The organism is Mycobacterium sp. WMMD1722 (genome assembly GCF_049315205.1).
Taxonomy (GTDB): domain Bacteria; phylum Actinomycetota; class Actinomycetes; order Mycobacteriales; family Mycobacteriaceae; genus Mycobacterium.
On record NZ_CP186056.1, the window covers coordinates 3,197,028 to 3,215,421 of the forward strand.

An 18,394-nucleotide genomic window follows, 5' to 3' on the forward strand; every position below is an offset into this window, starting at 1 on the left:
CGGTGCGACGCGGCGCTAAGGTGAGGGCCGGCTCGAACAGGAGACACCATGACCGAACCGCTGGGACTGTCCATCGGGATGACCAACCTGGTGGCGGCCCGTGTGGGCCGGCCGCCGGTGATCCGGCGCGCCATCATCCATCTGTTCCCCGACCGGCCGGCCGAGGTGGGCCTGCCGACCGAGAACCCGGCCATCGGCACCGGCGGAGCGGTCCTCAGCGGTTTCGTCGACCGCGTCGGCGATCCGGTGCCGCTGGTCGCCGCCGACGGATCGGCCCATCGCGCGGAGCTCATCCTGGCCGAAGCGCTCGACGCGATGGCGCGCACCGTCGGCGGCGGCGCCCCGGTGGCGATCGCGGTGCCCGCGCACTGGGGCCCCGGCACCGTCGGCGCCCTGCGCGGAGCGCTGCGCAGCCGGCCCGAGCTGGCCCCGAACGGTGTCCCCGCCGTCCTCATCCCCGATTCGACGGCCGCCCTGGCCGCGCTGCAGGCCGCCCCCGGCCTGCCCGGCCAGGGGGTGATCGTCCTGGTGGATCTGGGCGGAAGCGGTACCAGCATCACGCTGGCCGACGCGGGCGCCAACCTCGACGCCATCGGCCAGACCGTCCGCTACGGGGAATTCTCCGGCGACGCGGTCGACCAGGCGCTGCTCAACCACGTCCTCGCCGGTATCGCCGATGCCGGCAACGCCGACCCGGCGGGGACGGCGGCGGTGGGCGCACTGACCAGGCTGCGCGACGAGTGCCGACAGGCCAAGGAGCGGTTGTCCGAGGAAACGGCCACGGCGGTGACCGCCGACCTGCCCGGCTTCCGCTCCGACATCCGCATCACCCGGCCCGAACTCGAACAGCTGATCTCCGAACCGGTGGCAGGACTGCTGGCGGCAATCGAGGACACGTTGCAGCGCAACGGAATTGCCGCTTCGAACATCTCGGCGGTGGCCACCGTCGGCGGCGGTGCGGCGATTCCGGTGATCACTCAGCGGCTGTCGGAGCAGCTGCGGGCACCGGTGATCACCACACCGCAGTCCCAGCTCAATGTCGCCGCCGGGGCGGCACTGGTGGCCGACCGGGGCGTCGATGCCGACGCGCCCACCGGGATGTCTCCCGCAGTCGCGGATGCGGACGCTCCGACCGGCCTGGCGCCGACGGCCTGGGCGGCCGGAGCCGCCGGCCTGGCCGCCGGGGAAGCCGCCGCCGACGGCGCCTCGTCTGCGACGTTCCGTGCGCTGGCGTGGTCCCAGGACGATGCGCCGGCCGGCGAACCGGTGCCCTATACGGGCGCGGACTACGTGGCAGATCCCGGGTCCACGGCGGCGCGGCCACCGGTCGCCTTCACCCCCGAGGACCAGGACGAGTCGGCCGAGCCGGGGCCGCTGCCCTGGTACAAACGGCCGCCGCTGATCTTCGGTGCGGCGGCTGCCGCGGCCCTGCTCGCGATCGGAGGGCTGGCGGTGACCCTCACCGGCAACGTCGGCGACTCGGGTCCGGTCACCGAGACGGCCACCACGGTGTCGATGGAACCGTCGCCGGAGCAGCCGCTGCCGCCGCCGGTCACCACGGTCACCATCGGACCCGACGGGCAGGCCACCACCACGGTCAGTCAGCCGCCGCCCCCGCCTCCGCCGTCCTCGTCGACCACGACAGACACCACGACGGCCACCACGACGACGACATCACCGACGACGACCACCACGACCACGACGACCACCACGACCGCCACCACCACGACCACGCGGACCACCACCACCCCGCCGACCACCACGGCCCGGCCGACGACGACGGTGCCGCCGCCGACCACGACGGTGGTGCCGACGACCTTCGACCCGCCGGACACACCGGACGTCCCGGTGCCGCCGGTCACCACGGTCATCGTTCCCGAGGTCGGCTGACCGGGCCGATGACGAGCCCGGCAGACCTCCCGCCGGCAGCGCGCGAGGCTGTCGACGCGGTGAACGCCGACCCGACCGCGCCGGTCAAACTGCTGATCAGCGGCGGTATCGGGGTGGGGAAATCGGCGGTGCTGGCCGCCGTACGGGCGTCCTGGCGGGACGCCGGCAGACAGGTGCTGACCCGTCCGCCGATCACCCGCACCGATGCGGCGGTGGTGGTGGTCGACGATGCGCATCTGCTGGCTGCCGACGAGCTCGCCCAGTTGACCGACCTGGCGACCGATCCCGCGGCGACGGTCGTGATCGCCACCGAACCGCTGGTACACCATCGGCCGCTGCGCGCCCTGAGCACCGCGCTGGAGCGGGAGAACCCGCCCGTCGCGTTGGGGCCGTCGCCGCCGACCGAGGTCGCCCGCGCGGCTGCCATCCTGCTGGGTGGTCCGCCGCCGCCCGACTCGATCCGGGTGGTGATGGCTGCCACTGCCGGTCTGCCCTTCCTGGTTCGGCCCGCGCTGGCCGTGGTGGCAGACGGCCCGACCGCCGTCCGGCAGGCCGCGCGGTTCGCGCTGATCGACCGTCTGCGGCGGCTGGACGAAGCACTGCTCGACACTCTCCTGCTGTGTTCGCTGAGCTTCGACATCGCCGCCGATGACGTCGCCGCTGCGCTGCAGGTGTCGGCGGACGCCGCGCTGGCCGGCGTCGACCGGGCCCGGGCCAGCGGATTGCTCGAACCGTCGCATCCACCGGCGTTCCTGCGCGCGCTGCATGACGGCATCGCCCAGATCTGCGGCGCGGCCCGCCACCACGACCTCGAGGTGTCGCTGCTGTCCTCCCAGCTCGAACTCTCGACGTTGTCGGCCGACCTCGCTGTACGGATGGCTGAGCACGGCCTGCGCGACGACCGCCTGGCCACCGCGCTCGCCGACTTCGCCGCGCATGAGGACGAACAACCGGCCCGGGCAACCCGCCTGTACCGCGCCGCGGCCGATGCCGGGGCCACCGCACTACGCGCACGGCTCGCCGATGCGCTCGCCCTGACCGGGGATTGCGCCACCGCGGGCCGGCTCAGCGACGAATTGCTCACCTCCGACGACGCGACCGAGCGGGCGGCCGCGGTGCGGATCGCGGCCAGTATTGCGATGCACGACGGCAGTGCCGAGCAGGCCCACGACCTGTTCGCCTGGCTCGGGCCGACGGCGGATGCGTTCGTCGGATCGTCGGCGACCATCGTCGCGGTCGCCGCGGGCGATGCGCCGGCGGCGAGACTCGCCGCCGAGACCCAGACGGCGGGACCGCCCACCTCGACCGCGCGTGCGGCGCGCGCCCTGGCCGACGGGCTCGTGCTGTCGCTGGACCGGCCGTATCCCGTCGCGGTGGCCCGGATGGGTCAGTCGATCACCGAGACCCGCCAACCCGGGGTCGCCCCGGACACCGCGGCCGCCCTGGTGGCCCTCGCCGCGCTGCACGGCGGCGACGCGGTGCGCGCCCGCAGCGTGCTCGAACGCGCGCTGCGTGCCGACGGGGCGGCCGCGGATGCGATCTTCGTCACTCACCGGCATCGGCTGCTGCTCGGTTGGACGCACCTGCAGGAGGGCCGGCTGCAGGCCGCGGGCGCGATGATCCCGGCCGGTGCGGATCTGCATCGCCGCGACGCGCTGTGGGCGGCGGCGCTGCAGACCGCGATCGCCCGCCGCAGCGGTGACACCGGGGCGATGCAGACGCACTGGCACGCCGCGACCGAGGTGCTCGCCGAGTACTCGGTCGATCTGTTCTCCCTGCTGCCTCTGGGCGAACTGTGGGTGGCCGCGGCGCGGATGCGCCAGCTCGATCGCCTGCGCCACGCCGTCGACCGCGCCTTCGCGCTGCTCTCCGGTTTGGGCAACCCGCCACTGTGGTCACTGCCGCTGCACTGGGCCGGCGTCCATGCCGGCATCCTCGCCAATGCCCCGGACGCGGTCGCCCCGCACGGGCAGGCGCTCACCGCAGCCGGCCGGGATGCGTCCGCGCCCAATCCGTTCGCGAAGGCGCTGGCCACCGCGGGCCGGACGTGGTTGCGGGTCCTCGCCGACCAGGTCGACGTCGACGAGGTGAGCGCCGCGGCGCGCGGCCTCGCCCAGTTCGGCCACACCTGGGATGCCACCCGGCTGGCCGGTCAGGCCGCGCTGCAGACCTCCGATCCGCGGGTGTCCCAGGCGATGCTGCAACTGGCGCGCGACCTCAAGCAGACGGTCGCCACGCCGGAACCCGTCGCCGCCGCGCGCCCGGACACCGTCCCCTCGGCCGCATCCGCGCGCCCGGCCGGAGCGGTCCTGTCCGACCGCGAACGCGAAGTGGCCGAACTGCTTCTGCTGGGCATGCCGTACCGCGACATCGGCGCCCAACTGTTCATCTCGGCGAAGACCGTCGAACATCACGTGGCCCGGATCCGCCGCCGAATCGGGGCCGAATCACGGTCGGAAATGCTGTCGATGCTGCGGTCCATGCTGTCCTCCGCCGGCTAACCGACCGACTAGTTAGGGCAGCCTTTGTAGCGGCCCGCCTCCGGGTGATGCAACTATGAGCAGGCACCGAGCCTAAGTTACCCACCGGTAACATTGGTGAAGTTACCGGCGGGTAACCGGAGAATCGGAGGATCGCGTGGATACGCAGATGCTGATCAGGATCGTGGTCGGGGTGCTGATGCTTGCCGTCGTCGGCGTGTTCGCGGCAAAGCGCGTGCTGTGGCTGACGAAACTGATCCGGTCCGGCCAGCCGATGAGCGAGGGCAACAGCCGCAAGGACAACCTGGGCAAGCGCATCACCACCCAGTTCGAAGAGGTCTTCGGTCAGACTCGGCTGCTGCGCTGGTCGGTGCCCGGCATCGCCCACTTCTTCACCATGTGGGGCTTCTTCGTCCTGGCCACCGTGTACCTCGAGGCGTTCGGCCAGCTCGTCGACCACGACTTCCACATCCCGCTGGTCGGCCGCTGGGACGTCCTCGGCTTCCTGCAGGACTTCTTCGCCGTCGCCGTACTGCTCGGCATCATCACCTTCGCGATCATCCGCATCATGCGCGAGCCCAAGAAGCACGGCCGCGACTCCCGCTTCTACGGCTCCCACACCGGCGGTGCGTGGCTGATCCTCTTCATGATCTTCAACGTCATCTGGACCTACGCCCTGGTCCGCGGCGCCGGCGCCAACACCGGCGCCCTGCCGTACGGTAACGGCGCCTTCTTCTCCCAGTTCATGGGCTGGATCCTGCACCCGCTCGGCGAGCCCGCCAACGAGTGGATCGAGACGCTCGCGCTGCTCGCGCACATCGCGATCATGCTGGTGTTCCTGCTGATCGTGCTGCACTCCAAGCACCTGCACATCGGCCTGGCCCCGGTCAACGTCACCTTCAAGCGGATGCCGGACGGCCTGGGCCCACTGCTGCCCGTGGAGTCCAAGGGCGAACTGGTCGACTTCGAGGATCCCGCCGAGGACGCGGTGCTCGGTCGCGGCAAGATCGAGGACTTCACCTGGAAGGGTTACCTCGACATGACCACCTGCACCGAGTGCGGGCGTTGTCAGTCGCAGTGCCCGGCCTGGAACACCGGCAAGCCGCTGTCCCCCAAGCTCGTGATCATGAATCTGCGCGACCACATGTTCGCCAAGGCGCCCTACATCCTCGGCGACAAGGAGAGCCCGCTCGAGAACACCCCGGAGGGCGGTCTGGGCGAGGAGCTGCGCGGCGAGAAGGAATCCGAGAAGCACTCGCACGAGCACGTTCCCGAGTCCGGCTTCGAGCGGATCCTGGGCTCGGGCCCGGACCAGGCGACCCGCCCGCTGGTCGGCACCCTGGAGCAGGGCGGCGTCATCGACCCCGATGTGCTGTGGAGCTGCACCACCTGCGGCGCCTGCGTCGAGCAGTGCCCGGTGGACATCGAACACATCGACCACATCGTCGACATGCGCCGCTACCAGGTGATGATGGAGTCCGAGTTCCCCGGTGAGCTCGGCGTGCTGTTCAAGAACCTGGAGAACAAGGGCAACCCCTGGGGCCAGAACGCCAAGGACCGCACCAACTGGATCGACGAAGTCGACTTCGACGTGCCGGTGTACGGCAAGGACGTCGAATCCTTCGAGGGCTACGAATACCTGTTCTGGGTCGGCTGCGCCGGCGCCTTCGAGGACCGGGCGAAGAAGACCACCAAGGCCGTGGCTGAACTCCTCGCCACCGCCGGGGTGAAGTTCCTGGTGCTCGGCGAAGGTGAGACGTGTAACGGCGACTCGGCTCGCCGCTCGGGCAACGAGTTCCTGTTCCAGCAGCTCGCGGCGCAGAACGTGGAGACCCTCAACGATCTGTTCGAAGGCGTCGAGCGGGTCGACCGCAAGGTCGTCGTCACCTGCCCGCACTGCTTCAACACCCTGGGCCGCGAATACCCGCAGGTCGGCGGCAATTACACCGTTCTGCACCACACCCAGCTGCTCAACCGCCTGGTCCGGGACAAGAAGCTCATCCCGGTCAAGGGCGTCGATGGAGCATCCGGTGGCGGCCCCGAGGGTCGCGAGGTCACCTACCACGACCCCTGCTACCTGGGCCGGCACAACAAGGAGTACTCCGCCCCGCGTGAGCTCATCGGCGCTTCCGGCGCCACGCTGACCGAGATGCCCCGCCACGCCGACCGCGGTCTGTGCTGTGGCGCCGGCGGTGCCCGGATGTGGATGGAAGAGCACATCGGCAAGCGCGTCAACGTCGAACGCTCCGAAGAAGCCGTGGACACCGGTGCCGCCGCGATCGCCACCGGCTGCCCCTTCTGCCGCGTGATGATGACCGACGGCGTGGACGATGTGGCCGCCACCCGGGACATCGAGAAGGTCGAGGTCCTCGACGTGGCCCAGCTGCTGCTGGGATCGCTGGACAAGAGTTCGGTGACGCTGCCCGAGAAGGGCACCGCTGCGAAGGAAGCCGAGGAGCGCGCGGCTCGCGTCGAGGCGTCGGTCGCCACGAAGGAGGCTCCGGCCGAGACCGAGGCAGAGCCCGCCGCCGAGGAGGCCGCCCCCGCTGCGAGCGCGGCTCAGGGCTCGACCACCGACACCAAGCCGGTCACCGGCCTCGGTCTGGCCGGCGGCGCGAAACGGCCCGGCGCCAAGAAGAGCGCCGCCGCCACCGACGACACGGGCGACAAGCCCGAGGCGAAGGCGACCGCCGCCGCACCGGCCAAGGGTCTGGGTATCGCCGGCGGCGCGAAGCGGCCCGGCGCGAAGAAGACCGCCGCGGCAGCCGAGAAGCCGGCGGCCACCACCGACGACACGGCCGAAGCCAAATCGGCGGCGGCGCCGGTCAAGGGTCTGGGCATCGCCGGCGGGGCCAAGCGTCCGGGCGCCAAGAAGACCACCGCAGCGCCGGCCGAAGCCAAGAGCGAGGCCCCGGCGGCCGACCCGGCCGCGGCGCCAACACCCGAACCCGAGGTCAAGGGCCTGGGCATCGCCGCGGGCGCCCGCCGCCCGGGGGCGAAGAAGGCGCCGATCACCACGGCGCCCAACGAGGGTGCAGCGACGGTCGTCCAGCCGCCCAACGTCGATCCGGACCAGGCCGACGCCGGCACCGAGGCCGAAACCCGCCCGGCGGACACCGCCGATTCGGATCGTGGTCTCGACGAGCACAAGCCCGAGCCCGAGGTCAAGGGTCTGGGCATCGCCGCAGGCGCCCGCCGTCCCGGCGCCAAGAAGAAGCCTGCGTCGGCGCCCGCACCGAAACCGGAAACCACCGCCGAGACGGAGCCGGATGCGCCGTCCGAGCCCGAGACGCCGGCAGCCGACGCGGCGCCCGAACCCACGGCGCCGTCGTCGAACGGTTCGGGTGACGACGCCTCACGCGTGGTGGGCGACGAGCCGCCGGTGAAGGGTCTGGGCATCGCCAAGGGCGCGCGCCGGCCGGGTAAACGGTAGAAACCGCGGGGTCGTAGCCGGAAAAACACGTTCGACAACCGTGCGACCATGGACGACATGACCAGGCCCCAGACGCCCGCTGAGCGAACATGGCATCCCTCTGGCGTCCACCAGAAGGCCCGTGTGTTCACCCAGTCGTCGAAGCTGCAGGATGTCCTCTACGAGATCCGTGGACCCGTGCACGAGCACGCCTCACGGCTGGAGGCCGAGGGACACCGCATCCTCAAGCTGAACATCGGCAACCCGGCCCCGTTCGGCTTCGAGGCGCCCGACGTCATCATGCGCGACATCATCCAGGCGCTGCCCTACGCCCAGGGCTACTCCGACTCCAAGGGCATCATGCCCGCCCGGCGGGCGGTGTTCACCCGCTACGAACTGGTGGACGGTTTCCCCCGGTTCGACGTCGACGACGTGTTCCTGGGCAACGGCGCCTCCGAGCTGATCCAGATGACACTGCAGGCGCTGCTGGACAACGGGGACCAGGTGCTGATCCCCGCGCCCGACTATCCGTTGTGGACGGCGTGCACGTCACTGGCCGGCGGCACCCCGGTGCATTATCTGTGCGACGAGACCCAGGGCTGGAATCCCGATGTCGCCGACATCGAATCCAAGATCACCGATCGCACCAAGGCGATCGTCGTGATCAACCCGAACAACCCGACGGGTGCGGTCTACAGCCGAGAGACGCTCGAGCGAATCGCCGACCTGGCGCGTAAGCACCAGCTCCTGCTGCTCGCCGATGAGATCTACGACAAGATCCTCTACGACGACGCCAAACACATCTCGATGGCCTCGGTCGCCCCCGATGTGCTGACTCTGACGTTCAACGGGCTGTCCAAGGCCTACCGCGTGGCGGGATACCGTTCCGGGTGGCTGGTGATCACCGGCCCGAAGGAGCATGCCAGCAGCTTCATCGAAGGCATCAGCCTGCTGGCCAATATGCGCCTGTGCCCGAATGTGCCTGCGCAACATGCCATTCAGGTCGCCCTGGGCGGACATCAGAGCATCGACGATCTGGTGTTGCCGGGCGGACGGCTGCTCGAACAGCGCGATGTCGCCTGGGAGGCGCTCAACGAGATCCCGGGGGTGTCCTGTGTGAAGCCCCAGGGCGCCCTGTACGCCTTCCCGCGGCTGGATCCGGAGGTCTACGAGATCCACGACGACGAGCAGCTGGTGCTCGATCTGCTGCTGCAGGAGAAGATCCTGGTGGTGCAGGGCACCGGCTTTAATTGGCCGACGCCGGACCACCTGCGGATCGTGACGCTGCCGTGGGCCCGCGACCTGTCGAATGCGATCGAGCGGCTGGGTAACTTCCTGACCAGCTATCGCCAGTGACGGCAGGGGTTGCGCTGCTGCGCGACATGTTCGACCGGATGGTGGTCGCCAAGAACGCCGACCTCATCGAGCGCTACTACCATCCCGAATTCGTCATGTACTCCGACGGCATGTCGCAGGATTACGCCGAATTCGCCGACAGCCACCGGACGGTGTACGCCACGGCGATCTCCTATGCGGTCGAATACGACGAGCAGGCGTGGGTCGAGGCCGACGGCCGCGCGGCCGGCCGGGTGTGGATCACGACGTCACGGCCGGGTGAACCTGCCACGCGCATCGAGGTGGTGCTGATCGCCACCTTCGTCGACGAGCGGATCCACCGGCTCTGGGAAACCACCTGGCCGAGCTGGCGCAGCCTCCCCGCGTTCACCGACTACTGAGCGCTCAGCAACCCCGCATCCGGCGTCGGTAGCGTATGGCTGCGTGACACACTCGCACGGCCACTCGCATTCGCTGACCGGTCCCTCGCCGCTCGGGCCGGTGGCCGCGAAGGTCGTGGTCGGTCTGCTGATCGGCATCGGGTTGGCGGTGCTGGTCGGCGGCGCGCTGTTGTGGCCGAGCCAGCAGAAGGCCGACATCCCGCTGCCGTTCCAGAACGCCGAGGGCGGCGCGGTCACCACCGAGGCGGGCCACGTGCTGTCGAGCAGCCTGGCACCGTGCGGCAGCCCGTCGGCCGGTGCAGTGCTGACCGCGGATCCGTTGCCGGCTCCTGGCGGCCCGATCGAGGGTGCCGCCCCGTGCGTGCAGAATCTGGTGGCCATCGACTCCGGCCCGAACACCGGGGCGAGCACTCTGCTGGAGTTCAGTGGCGGGCCCGGCCAGCCGAATCTGGCGGCCGGCGACGAGATCCGGATCAGCCGTCAGGTGGACGCCGGCGGGGCGACCAGTTACGCGTTCTACGACTATTCGCGGGGCTGGCCGCTGGCCCTGATGGCGGCCGCGTTCGCCGTCGTCGTGGTGGCGGTCGCGCGCTGGCGGGGGCTGCGTGCGCTGGTCGGTATCGTCATCGCCTTCGCGGTGCTGATGGTCTTCCTGCTCCCGGCGTTGCGCGACGGCGCCCCGGCCATCCCGGTGGCCCTGGTCGGGTCGGCGGCGATTCTGTACGTGGTCCTCTATCTCGCCCACGGGGTCAGTCTGCGCACCAGCGCCGCGCTGCTGGGCACCCTGACCTCACTGCTGCTGGCCGCGTTCTTATCTTGGGGCGCCATCGAACTCGCGCATCTGACCGGACTGTCGGAGGACCAGAACAACGAGGTGGCCGCCTATCTCGGCAACGTCTCGATCACCGGTCTGCTGCTGGCCGGGTTCATCATTGGATCGCTCGGCGTGCTCAACGACGTGACCGTCACCCAGGCCTCGACGGCGTTCGAACTGGCGAGCGTCGCCGGCACGTCGCGCCGCGAGATCTTCGTCGGGGCCATGCGCGTGGGCCGCGACCACATCGCCAGCACGGTCTACACGCTGGTCCTGGCCTACGCGGGCAGCGCCCTGCCGCTGCTGCTGCTGTTCAGCGTGGCGAACCGCTCGCTGGCCGACGTGCTCACCAGCGAGAGTGTGGCCATCGAGGTCGCCCGCTCGGCGGTCGGCGGTATCGCGCTGGCCCTGTCGGTGCCGTTGACGACGGCCATTGCGGCCGTGCTGGCCACGCCCAGATCGGGGCCATCAACCGGGTCGAGGTAGTCAGCGCTGCAGCAGGCTCATCAGATAGGCGCCGTAGCCGGACTTCATCAAAGTCTCTGCCCGAGCGGCCAATTGGTCGTCGTCGATGAAACCGACCCGCCAGGCCACCTCTTCGGGCACCGAGATCTTCAGTCCCTGCCGGCGTTCGATAGTACGGACGTAGTCGCTGGCGTCGAGCAGTGAGTCGAAGGTCCCGGTGTCCAACCACGCCGTCCCCCGGGGCAGCACCTCCACCGAGAGCCGGCCCTGGTCCAGATAGGCCCGATTGACATCGGTGATCTCGTATTCGCCGCGCGCGGATTTTCGTAGACTCCTGGCGATTTCGATGACGTCGTTGTCGTAGAAATACAGTCCGGGCACCGCGTAGTGCGATGCGGGCTTCACCGGTTTCTCCTGCAGGGACAGCGCGGTCCCGTCGGCGCCGAACTCGACCACCCCGTAGTCGGCGGGGTTGGCCACCCAGTAGGCGAAGATCGCGCCGCCGTCGACGTCGTGGAAGCGACGCAGGCTGGTGCCCAGGCCGGGTCCGTAGAAGATGTTGTCGCCCAACGCAAGCGCGACCGCGTCACCGCCGATGTGGTCGGCGCCGATGACGAACGCCTGCGCGAGCCCCTCGGGTGCGTCCTGCACCGCGTAGGACAGCGAGATGCCGAACGCGGACCCGTCGCCCAGCACCCGCTGGAACCGCGGGGCGTCATCGGCGGTGGTGATCACCTGGATGTCGCGGATGCCCGCCATCATCAGGGTGGACAACGGATAGTAGATGAGCGGCTTGTCGTATACGGGGACAAGCTGTTTGCACACACCGAGCGTGATCGGATAGAGCCGCGTCCCCGAACCGCCGGCCAGGATGATGCCGCGCATCAGCTCGTGGCGTCGGCTTCGGTCAGCTCGGTGGCGGCCAGCGCCGAAGCCAGATCGTCATGGCGGAACACCGAGGTGACCTTGTCGTGCACCACCCGGAACGCCGATACCGTGGCTGCGCCGTCCGCATCGTCGATCCGCTCCTCGACGACCACCACACCGTCGCGGATGAACAGCCGGCCGGGGGTGACGGTCCGGTTCAAGCCGGCAGCCCAATCCCGCAGGGCGGCGTGCCCCTGCCCCGCGCCCCGGGCGTCGCCCACCTCGATGTCGTCGCTGGACAGCTCCAGCAGCGTGTCGATGTCGCGCGCGTTGAGCGCGTCGTGCCAAGCGAGCACGGTGGCCTTCTCCGAAGTGGTCATGCCCGCGAATCTACCGAGCGTGCGGTCAGAACCGCGTCCGCGCCAGCCACCGATTCCAGACGTCGGCGTCGCCGAACACCTCCAGCCCGGATACCCCGGTGTCGCGACCGCTGACCGCGAGGAGCAACTCCTTGGCGGGTCCGCGGACCGCGGCGGTGCCCTTGCCGTGGTCGTGCGACCACCAGATGCCGTCCTCGTCGTGGTGGACGGTCCATTCTCCGCTGGGGCCCAGCGCATCGTCGGTGGCGTGCAGATGCAGGGATTCGCCGCGGTGCAGCGGCGGGTGGTCGCGCTGACGGACACCGCGGGCCTGCACGCTCATGCGTTCCAACGTCTCGCTGACCGCGTCGGCGGCCAGTTCGGGGTCGAGGTCGTACTCGGCGCCGATCGCAAAGGCGGCGTCGGCGCGGTGGACCGTCGCCTCGTGCAGGCGCCGGCGCACCCACCAGCCGGCCGGACGGGGGCCCAGGAACGTCCACACCCGGGCGTCGGAACCGACCCGGTCGACGGCGTCGACGATCAGCCGCGCGCTGTCCCGCAGCCACTCGGCGGCAGCGGCGGGGTCGTCGGGTGGGCGGCCGTCGCGGACGTCACGCGGGTCGAGTTCCCGGGCCCGTCGTTCGGCGATGATCTGGGCCGCCCAGCGGTGACCGCGACCGACGTGCCGGAACAGCTGGCGCAACGTCCAGTCCGGGCAGGTCGGCACCCGCGCGTCGGGATCACCCGCGGCGATCAGGTCGCCGAAGCTGTCGGTCTGCTCGAGCAGCGCTGCTCGGAAGTCCACCTCACGAACTTAGCGCGGTATGCGCCGCGCCGAGCCTGATCGGCAAGCTCGCCCAGCCGCGCAGCACCCGGGTCTCGCGCCGGGTGCCCGTGCCGCCGAGTTCGGCGTCCGGGAAGCGGTCGAAGAACGCCCGCAGGCCCACCTCGCCCTCGGCGCGCGCCAGCGCGGCGCCGAGACAGAAATGCCGGCCGCCGGAGAACGACAGGTGCCGGCCGGCGTTCTCCCGCTCGACGTCGAATCGGTGCGGATCGTCGAACACCGCGGGATCGCGGTTGGCGCCGGCCAGGTGGATGATGACCAGTTCGTCGCGGCTCAGCGGCACCCCGGCGACCTCGACGTCGTGTTTGGCCACCCGGGCGCTCATCTGCACCGGTGAGTCCAGCCGCAGGATCTCCTCGACGGCGTTCGGCCACAGTTCGGGACGCTCGCGCAGGATGGCCAGCTGGTCGGGGTGGTCCAGCAACATCTTGATGCCGTTGCCCAGCAGGTTCACCGTCGTCTCGAATCCGGCGGCGAGCACCAGACCCGCCGTCGCCTGCAGTTCCCGCTCGCTGAGGCCGCTTTCGCCGTCCTCGCCGTCCGATGCGGCGATGAGCTGGCTGAGCAGGTCGTCGCCCGGGTGACGGCGCAGCGTCTCCAGATGTCCGACCAGCCATTCGTTGAAACCCACGATGCCGCGATTGACCTGCAGGTACTGCGGCCAGGACAGGCCGATGTCGAGGCTCGGGGCGCCGAGTTCGCCGAACCGTAGGATCTCCGACCGGTCGGATTCGGGCACCCCGAGGATGTCGCTGATCACCGACACCGGCAGCTGCGAGCAGTACCGCTCGACGATGTCGACCGCGCCGGCACGTTCGGCGTCGCCGGCGAGATCGTCGAGCAGCGTCTGAGCGGTTGCTTCCACCCCGTCGCGCAGCGCCTTGACCGCGCGGCTGGTGAACACCGAGGACACCAGCTTGCGGCAGCGGGTGTGGTCGGGCGGTTCGATGGTCAGCAGCGACGGCGGCTCGATGGGGTGCAGCAGCCCGGTGTCGGTGCGGTCGACCACCCAGCGCAGCGCGCCGGGCAGCTGACCGCCCAGCGACGAGACCCGGAAGTCGTCGGAGCGCAGCAGTTCACTGGCGACACCGTGGTCGAAGGTCATCGACGCGGCGCGGCCGCGGACGATCGGACCGAGCACCCGGAATTGATCGGCGAACTCGGCGGGGTTGGCCCGGACGGTGGGGTCGGCGATCAGCCGGGACTGCGCGTCGCCGCGGCGCATGCCCATCCGGGCCAGACCGCGGACGACACCGTGCAGCGCCACCCAGCGGATCCGCTGTCTGACCGTCGGCCTCGGGGAGGTTGCTGACATCACTCGAGCTTAAGCAAGGGGCGCAAGGTGTCGAGGCGGTCGAACAGGTGCCAGACGTAGGCCGACGAGCCGTCCTCGCGGTGGGGGTGCAGATCAGCCAGTTCGGGGTCGTTGCGGTAGGAGTCGAATGCTTCCTTGGATTCCCACTCGACCAGGATCAGCGCCTGTCGCGGCTCGATGTCGCCGGTGACCGCTTCGCGGAATTGACCCAGCGCGACGACGCGGCCGCCGTGCGCGGCGACGGCCTCCGGCGAACGACGGGCGTAGATCAGGTATTCGTCGCGGTCGGCGACGTCGAACAGGTTCAGCGCATACACCGGCATGGCGGCGAGACTACGCGGCGGCGCCGCGCGCGCAGGCCGGCCGGGCGGCTACCCGAACGGCCAGATCGGCGGCAGCAGACCGCCGCCGCCGCCGGAGGATCCACCGCCGCGCGAGGAGCCGCCACCGGGATATCCACCGCCCCCGCCTCCGCGGCCCGAGGACGAGGAGCCCGACGATCCCGATCCGCTCGACGGCGAGAGGATCTGCGGGATCTGGGGCACGAGCGGCACCTGCGGGATCAACGGAGTCTGCGGACGCGTGGGCGCCTGGGGCACCTGCGGCACCACCGGACGTTGCGGCGTCTGCTGTTGGGGCGGCTGCCACGGCCGCGGCCACGACGGCGACTCCGGCTCCGGGTCGTACACCGGCGGCCGGTAGACCGGACGCGGCAGGCCGATCACCGGCGGGGGCAGCTGGATGACCGGTGCGGGCAACACCGGAACCGGTACCGGAACCGGTGCTGCCGGAACCGGAGCGGGTGCCGGCGCGGGCGCGGCGGGAGCCGGGGCCGGCGCGGGGGCTGCGGGTGCCGGTGCGGGCGCCGGGGCGGCGGGCTGCTCGACGAACACCTGACGCGGCGGGGCCTGCGGGGCCTCCTGCACGACCGGCACCGGGGCCTTGATGGTCTCGGCCGGCGGGGCGGGCGGGGCGACGACAGCCTGCGGCTGGGCGGACGGAGCGGCAGGCGCCGGTGCGGGCACCTGGACGCTCGGCACGATGGCCGCCTCGGCGGGGCTCGGACGCTGGTCGGCGGTGGGGCGGATGCTGACCGCCAGCGAGATCACCAGGGCGACGACGCCGACGACGAAGATCGACGACAACGCGCTGCCGACCAGCAGGAACGGCTTGCGGTTCTCGTCCTCGACCGGCGCGGCCGGGGTATCGAGAACCGGTTCGGAGTAGGCGACCGGGGCGACCGGGGCCTCGCTGCTGACGGGCGCCATCTGCGTGACCGCGGCGCCGAAGGCGGCGTAGGAGCTGCCGGCGGTGGGGCCGCCGTCGGGATCCTGGGAGTAGGCCAGGCCGACGGTGGAGGCCTCCAAGGCCGGAGCGTTGGCCGACGCCAGCGCGGCGCCGCGGGCGATCGCCAGTTCGGCTTCCTCGGGCGCGTTGACCGGAATCGACACCAGGTGTTCGAGGTGGGCTTTGACCTCGCTGACGTCGACGCCGGATCCGACGACGAACATGCCCTGCGGTGCGTCGGCCTGGGCGTCGACCGCGCCGGCCATCTCGCCGAGCACGGCCATGGCGTCGGCGCCGTGCAGGCTGCGGCTGAGCACCTTGGTGACCGAGCCGTCCTCGGTCTGCACCACCGACAGCGTCGCGGTGTCGCGGTCGATGAAGAAGAGCGCGGTGGTGGCGTATCCGACCGCGCGGCCGACGGCCTGGGCCAGCGCCGCGGCGGCGTGGCCTTCGGAGACCAGCATCACGTCTTCGATGCCGCGCGCGGACAGCGCATCGCGCAGCGCCGACGCCGCGGCGTGGTCACTCCAGGCGACGCCGACCGATCGCAGATGGTGGCCGCCGGCTTCGGCGCTCTCCTGGGTGCCGAGTACGGCGGCGATCACCTGGTCGGCCGCACTGGGCGTTGCTGAACCCTCGGCGGCGTTGATATCGAAGACATCGTGGTCGACGGTGACACCGTCGGCCCGCTCGCCCTCGACCAGCACCATGCGGACCGTCGAGGGGGTCATCGAGACACCGAGAACGATGTCCACAGATCCTCCAAAAAAGTTTGCTATTAAGTCTATTCGGCCTGGCTCCGCGCGTTCCGCGCGAGACCACGGCTAGTTGTTCATCGACGCCGCCAGCTCGGGTGTTACAGCCGAGCCGGTCAGCTGACGAGGTTACTCGCGTGCGGTCGGCGATGGCAGGGCCGACGTTGCCACAGGGATCTCTGCAGGCACTTGCGCCGCAGGAGTCACATCGGTGTGGTTCTCTGCCGCGTCGAGCGTGACGTCAGCGTCCCGTTGGGCGCCCGCAGTGACGCTGGCGTCACGCTCGAGGCGTCAGGTCGACTTGATGAAGTTGAGGTAGGAGCGCGACGGGGTCGGGCCGCGCTGGCCCTGGTATTTCGAGCCCACCTTGGCGCTGCCGTAGGGGTGCTCGGCGGGGCTGGTGAGCCGCAGCAGGCACAGCTGGCCGATCTTCATACCGGGCCACAGCGTGATGGGCAGATTGGCGACGTTGGACAGCTCGAGGGTGATGTGGCCGCTGAAGCCGGGGTCGATGAAGCCGGCCGTCGAATGGGTGAGCAGTCCGAGGCGGCCGAGCGAGGACTTGCCCTCCAGGCGGCCGGCCAGATCCTCGGGCAGGGTGCAGGTCTCCAGGGTGGAGCCGAGCACGAATTCCCCGGGGTGCAGGACGAAGGGCTCCCCCGGTTTCGGCTCGACCAGGCTGGTGAGGTCGTCCTGCTGCTGGGCGGGGTCGATGTGGGTGTAGCGGGTGTTGTTGAAGACGCGGAACAGGCTGTCGAGCCGGACGTCGACGCTCGACGGCTGGACCAGGGTGTCGTCGAAGGGCTCGATGCCCAGGCGCCCGGCGGCGATCCCGGCTCGGATGTCGCGATCGGAGAGCAGCACGCGCACGAGAGTATCGGCTGGTGGTGCTAACCTCTCAGCCACACACCGCCGATGTAGTTCAATGGCAGAACATCAGCTTCCCAAGCTGAATACGCGGGTTCGATTCCCGTCATCGGCTCCACCTTCCTGGCCCCGGCCGTCGTCGCCGAGCGCCACGAAGAGAACTCACCAAGAATCTCCCACGAACGCCGTTCGACGCTGGCGTCATGAAAACAAGACTCGGACTGATCGCCGCAACCCTGGCCGCCGCGGCGGTCACCTTGGCCGGACCCGCCCACGCAGCGTCGACTGTGCACGGCGATGCCGAGGCCGGCTCGCAGAACTGGAGCGAGCAGCAGTACGACAACGACTGCGGGCTGATGTCTCTCGCGCACCTCATCGGCCGGCTCACCGGCAACACCCCGTCGGAGGAGGACATCATCGCCATGGCGGCCACGGTCCCCAGCGTCGTCCACGACGGTCCGGTCTATGTGAAGCCGGGCGAGGGACCCTCAGAGGGCCTCTCGCCGGACGATGCGGTTCCGCTGGCTGAGCGCTACGGCGTCAACGTCGTCATGACCTGGGACGTGAACGCCGACGAAACCGGCTGGGAGACCGGGATGCCCGCCCTGGAGCGGTATCTCGACGAGAGCGGTGCCGCGATCGCCGGTGTCGATGCCGACCTCCTGTGGGACATCCCCGACGGGGGTATGGGCGGGCACTCGGTGTTGGTCACCGAAATCGACGACGCCAACGGAGTGGTCCATCTCAACGACAGCGGCAGGCCGGGTGGCGCCGACGAGCAGATCTCGATCGACACCTTCGAAGCGGCCTGGGCCGCGGAAAACCACCCGTTGATCATCGCCACTGCCGGTACCGGCAGCGTCACGCCTTCTTGACCGAATTCCCCGAACCCACGTCATCGACCTGCGGGTCGCCGTTCTGATAGGTGATGGTGTTGTTCAGGCCGACGACGCGAACCTGATCGGTGACCTGATCGAGGGTGATCTTGTTGCCCGCGCCACCGACCTGCACGGTGGCACAGGTGCCCTTGACGGTCAGGGTGTTGTTCGAACCGCCGACATTGAGCGATTTCCCGTCGCCGCAGTCGACATCGGCTGTGGTGCCGAAGGATCCGTAATTGATGGTGTTGCCCACCTCGACCTGTGCACCGGATGCGTCGACCGCCGCTTCACCCGATTGCTGACTGGGCAGATCGATGTCGTTGGTGTCGGCACCACAACCGGTCAGGCCGAGCGCGGCGGCGGCGGCAGCGGCGCCGATACCGGCGACCAGGCGCGCGGAATTGGCGTTCATGAGTTCCCTT

General features: G+C 70.2%; 15 protein-coding genes and 1 tRNA gene. 8 read left to right on the plus strand and 8 right to left on the minus strand.

All coding sequences use genetic code 11. The features are described 5' to 3' along the window. The first annotated feature begins 48 nt into the window (after positions 1-48). The 6 genes from ACN27E_RS15375 (at position 49) to ACN27E_RS15400 (ending at position 10,818) form a co-directional block, all read left to right on the plus strand. Complete coding sequence (locus tag ACN27E_RS15375; protein ID WP_422742722.1) at positions 49-1,890, plus strand: Hsp70 family protein; 1,842 nt, start codon at positions 49-51, stop codon at positions 1,888-1,890. Positions 1,891-1,898: 8 nt separating this feature from the next. Then, entirely contained in the window at positions 1,899-4,391 is a 2,493-nt protein-coding gene (gene iniR, locus ACN27E_RS15380) for an isoniazid response ATPase/transcriptional regulator IniR (RefSeq protein ID WP_422742724.1), read from the plus strand. A 136-nt stretch (positions 4,392-4,527) separates the two neighbouring features. After that, the gene (locus ACN27E_RS15385) at positions 4,528-7,803 is read left to right on the plus strand and encodes a heterodisulfide reductase-related iron-sulfur binding cluster (protein ID WP_422742726.1); all 3,276 of its coding nucleotides are present in this window, start codon (positions 4,528-4,530) and stop codon (positions 7,801-7,803) included. A 48-nt stretch (positions 7,804-7,851) separates the two neighbouring features. Continuing rightward, positions 7,852-9,138, plus strand: coding sequence for a pyridoxal phosphate-dependent aminotransferase (locus tag ACN27E_RS15390; protein WP_422742728.1), 1,287 nt, complete (start codon positions 7,852-7,854; stop codon positions 9,136-9,138). A gap of 26 nt (positions 9,139-9,164) precedes the next feature. Then, entirely contained in the window at positions 9,165-9,518 is a 354-nt protein-coding gene (locus tag ACN27E_RS15395; RefSeq protein ID WP_422749895.1) for a nuclear transport factor 2 family protein, read from the plus strand. A 43-nt stretch (positions 9,519-9,561) separates the two neighbouring features. Continuing rightward, positions 9,562-10,818, plus strand: a complete 1,257-nt coding sequence (locus ACN27E_RS15400) for a YibE/F family protein (protein ID WP_422742730.1) — start codon at positions 9,562-9,564, stop codon at positions 10,816-10,818. On the opposite strand, the gene rfbA is transcribed toward ACN27E_RS15400, so the two are convergent. The 7 genes from rfbA to dcd all read right to left on the minus strand — a co-directional run bounded on the left by rfbA (position 10,819) and on the right by dcd (position 17,088). Continuing rightward, positions 10,819-11,682 (minus strand): glucose-1-phosphate thymidylyltransferase RfbA, encoded by an 864-nt coding sequence (rfbA, locus tag ACN27E_RS15405; RefSeq protein ID WP_422742732.1) that lies wholly within the window; start codon positions 11,680-11,682, stop codon positions 10,819-10,821. It abuts the gene before it with no gap. Further along, a complete protein-coding gene (locus tag ACN27E_RS15410) occupies positions 11,682-12,044 on the minus strand; it encodes a nuclear transport factor 2 family protein (RefSeq protein ID WP_422742734.1) in 363 nt (120 codons plus the stop codon). The genes rfbA and ACN27E_RS15410 overlap by 1 nt, the downstream gene beginning before the upstream one ends. Before the next feature lie 25 nt (positions 12,045-12,069). After that, on the minus strand, positions 12,070-12,828 hold the full coding sequence (locus ACN27E_RS15415; protein WP_422742736.1) for a maleylpyruvate isomerase family mycothiol-dependent enzyme: 759 nt from the start codon (positions 12,826-12,828) through the stop codon (positions 12,070-12,072). Between the two features lies 1 nt (position 12,829). Then, positions 12,830-14,182 carry a cytochrome P450 gene (locus ACN27E_RS15420; protein ID WP_422742738.1) on the minus strand — a complete coding sequence of 451 codons (1,353 nt, stop codon included), beginning with the start codon at positions 14,180-14,182 and terminating at the stop codon, positions 12,830-12,832. Then, the gene (locus ACN27E_RS15425; protein WP_422742740.1) at positions 14,182-14,505 is read right to left on the minus strand and encodes a DUF1330 domain-containing protein; all 324 of its coding nucleotides are present in this window, start codon (positions 14,503-14,505) and stop codon (positions 14,182-14,184) included. Before ACN27E_RS15425 ends, ACN27E_RS15420 begins: the two co-directional genes overlap by 1 nt. A 48-nt stretch (positions 14,506-14,553) precedes the next feature. Then, positions 14,554-16,224: a DUF7159 family protein gene (locus tag ACN27E_RS15430; RefSeq protein ID WP_422742742.1), complete on the minus strand. Its 1,671-nt coding sequence runs from the start codon at positions 16,222-16,224 to the stop codon at positions 14,554-14,556. A gap of 291 nt (positions 16,225-16,515) precedes the next feature. Further along, the gene (gene dcd, locus ACN27E_RS15435; RefSeq protein WP_422742744.1) at positions 16,516-17,088 is read right to left on the minus strand and encodes a dCTP deaminase; all 573 of its coding nucleotides are present in this window, start codon (positions 17,086-17,088) and stop codon (positions 16,516-16,518) included. A gap of 47 nt (positions 17,089-17,135) precedes the next feature. On the opposite strand from dcd, the gene ACN27E_RS15440 reads away from it, so the two are divergent. Both ACN27E_RS15440 and ACN27E_RS15445 read left to right on the plus strand, forming a co-directional pair. Then, positions 17,136-17,209, plus strand: a tRNA-Gly gene (locus ACN27E_RS15440). 85 nt (positions 17,210-17,294) lie between these two features. Continuing rightward, positions 17,295-17,966, plus strand: coding sequence for a hypothetical protein (locus ACN27E_RS15445; protein WP_422742746.1), 672 nt, complete (start codon positions 17,295-17,297; stop codon positions 17,964-17,966). On the opposite strand, the gene ACN27E_RS15450 is transcribed toward ACN27E_RS15445, so the two are convergent. Further along, complete coding sequence (locus ACN27E_RS15450; protein ID WP_422742748.1) at positions 17,953-18,384, minus strand: DUF3060 domain-containing protein; 432 nt, start codon at positions 18,382-18,384, stop codon at positions 17,953-17,955. The genes ACN27E_RS15445 and ACN27E_RS15450 overlap by 14 nt on opposite strands. Between the last annotated feature and the right edge of the window lie 10 nt (positions 18,385-18,394).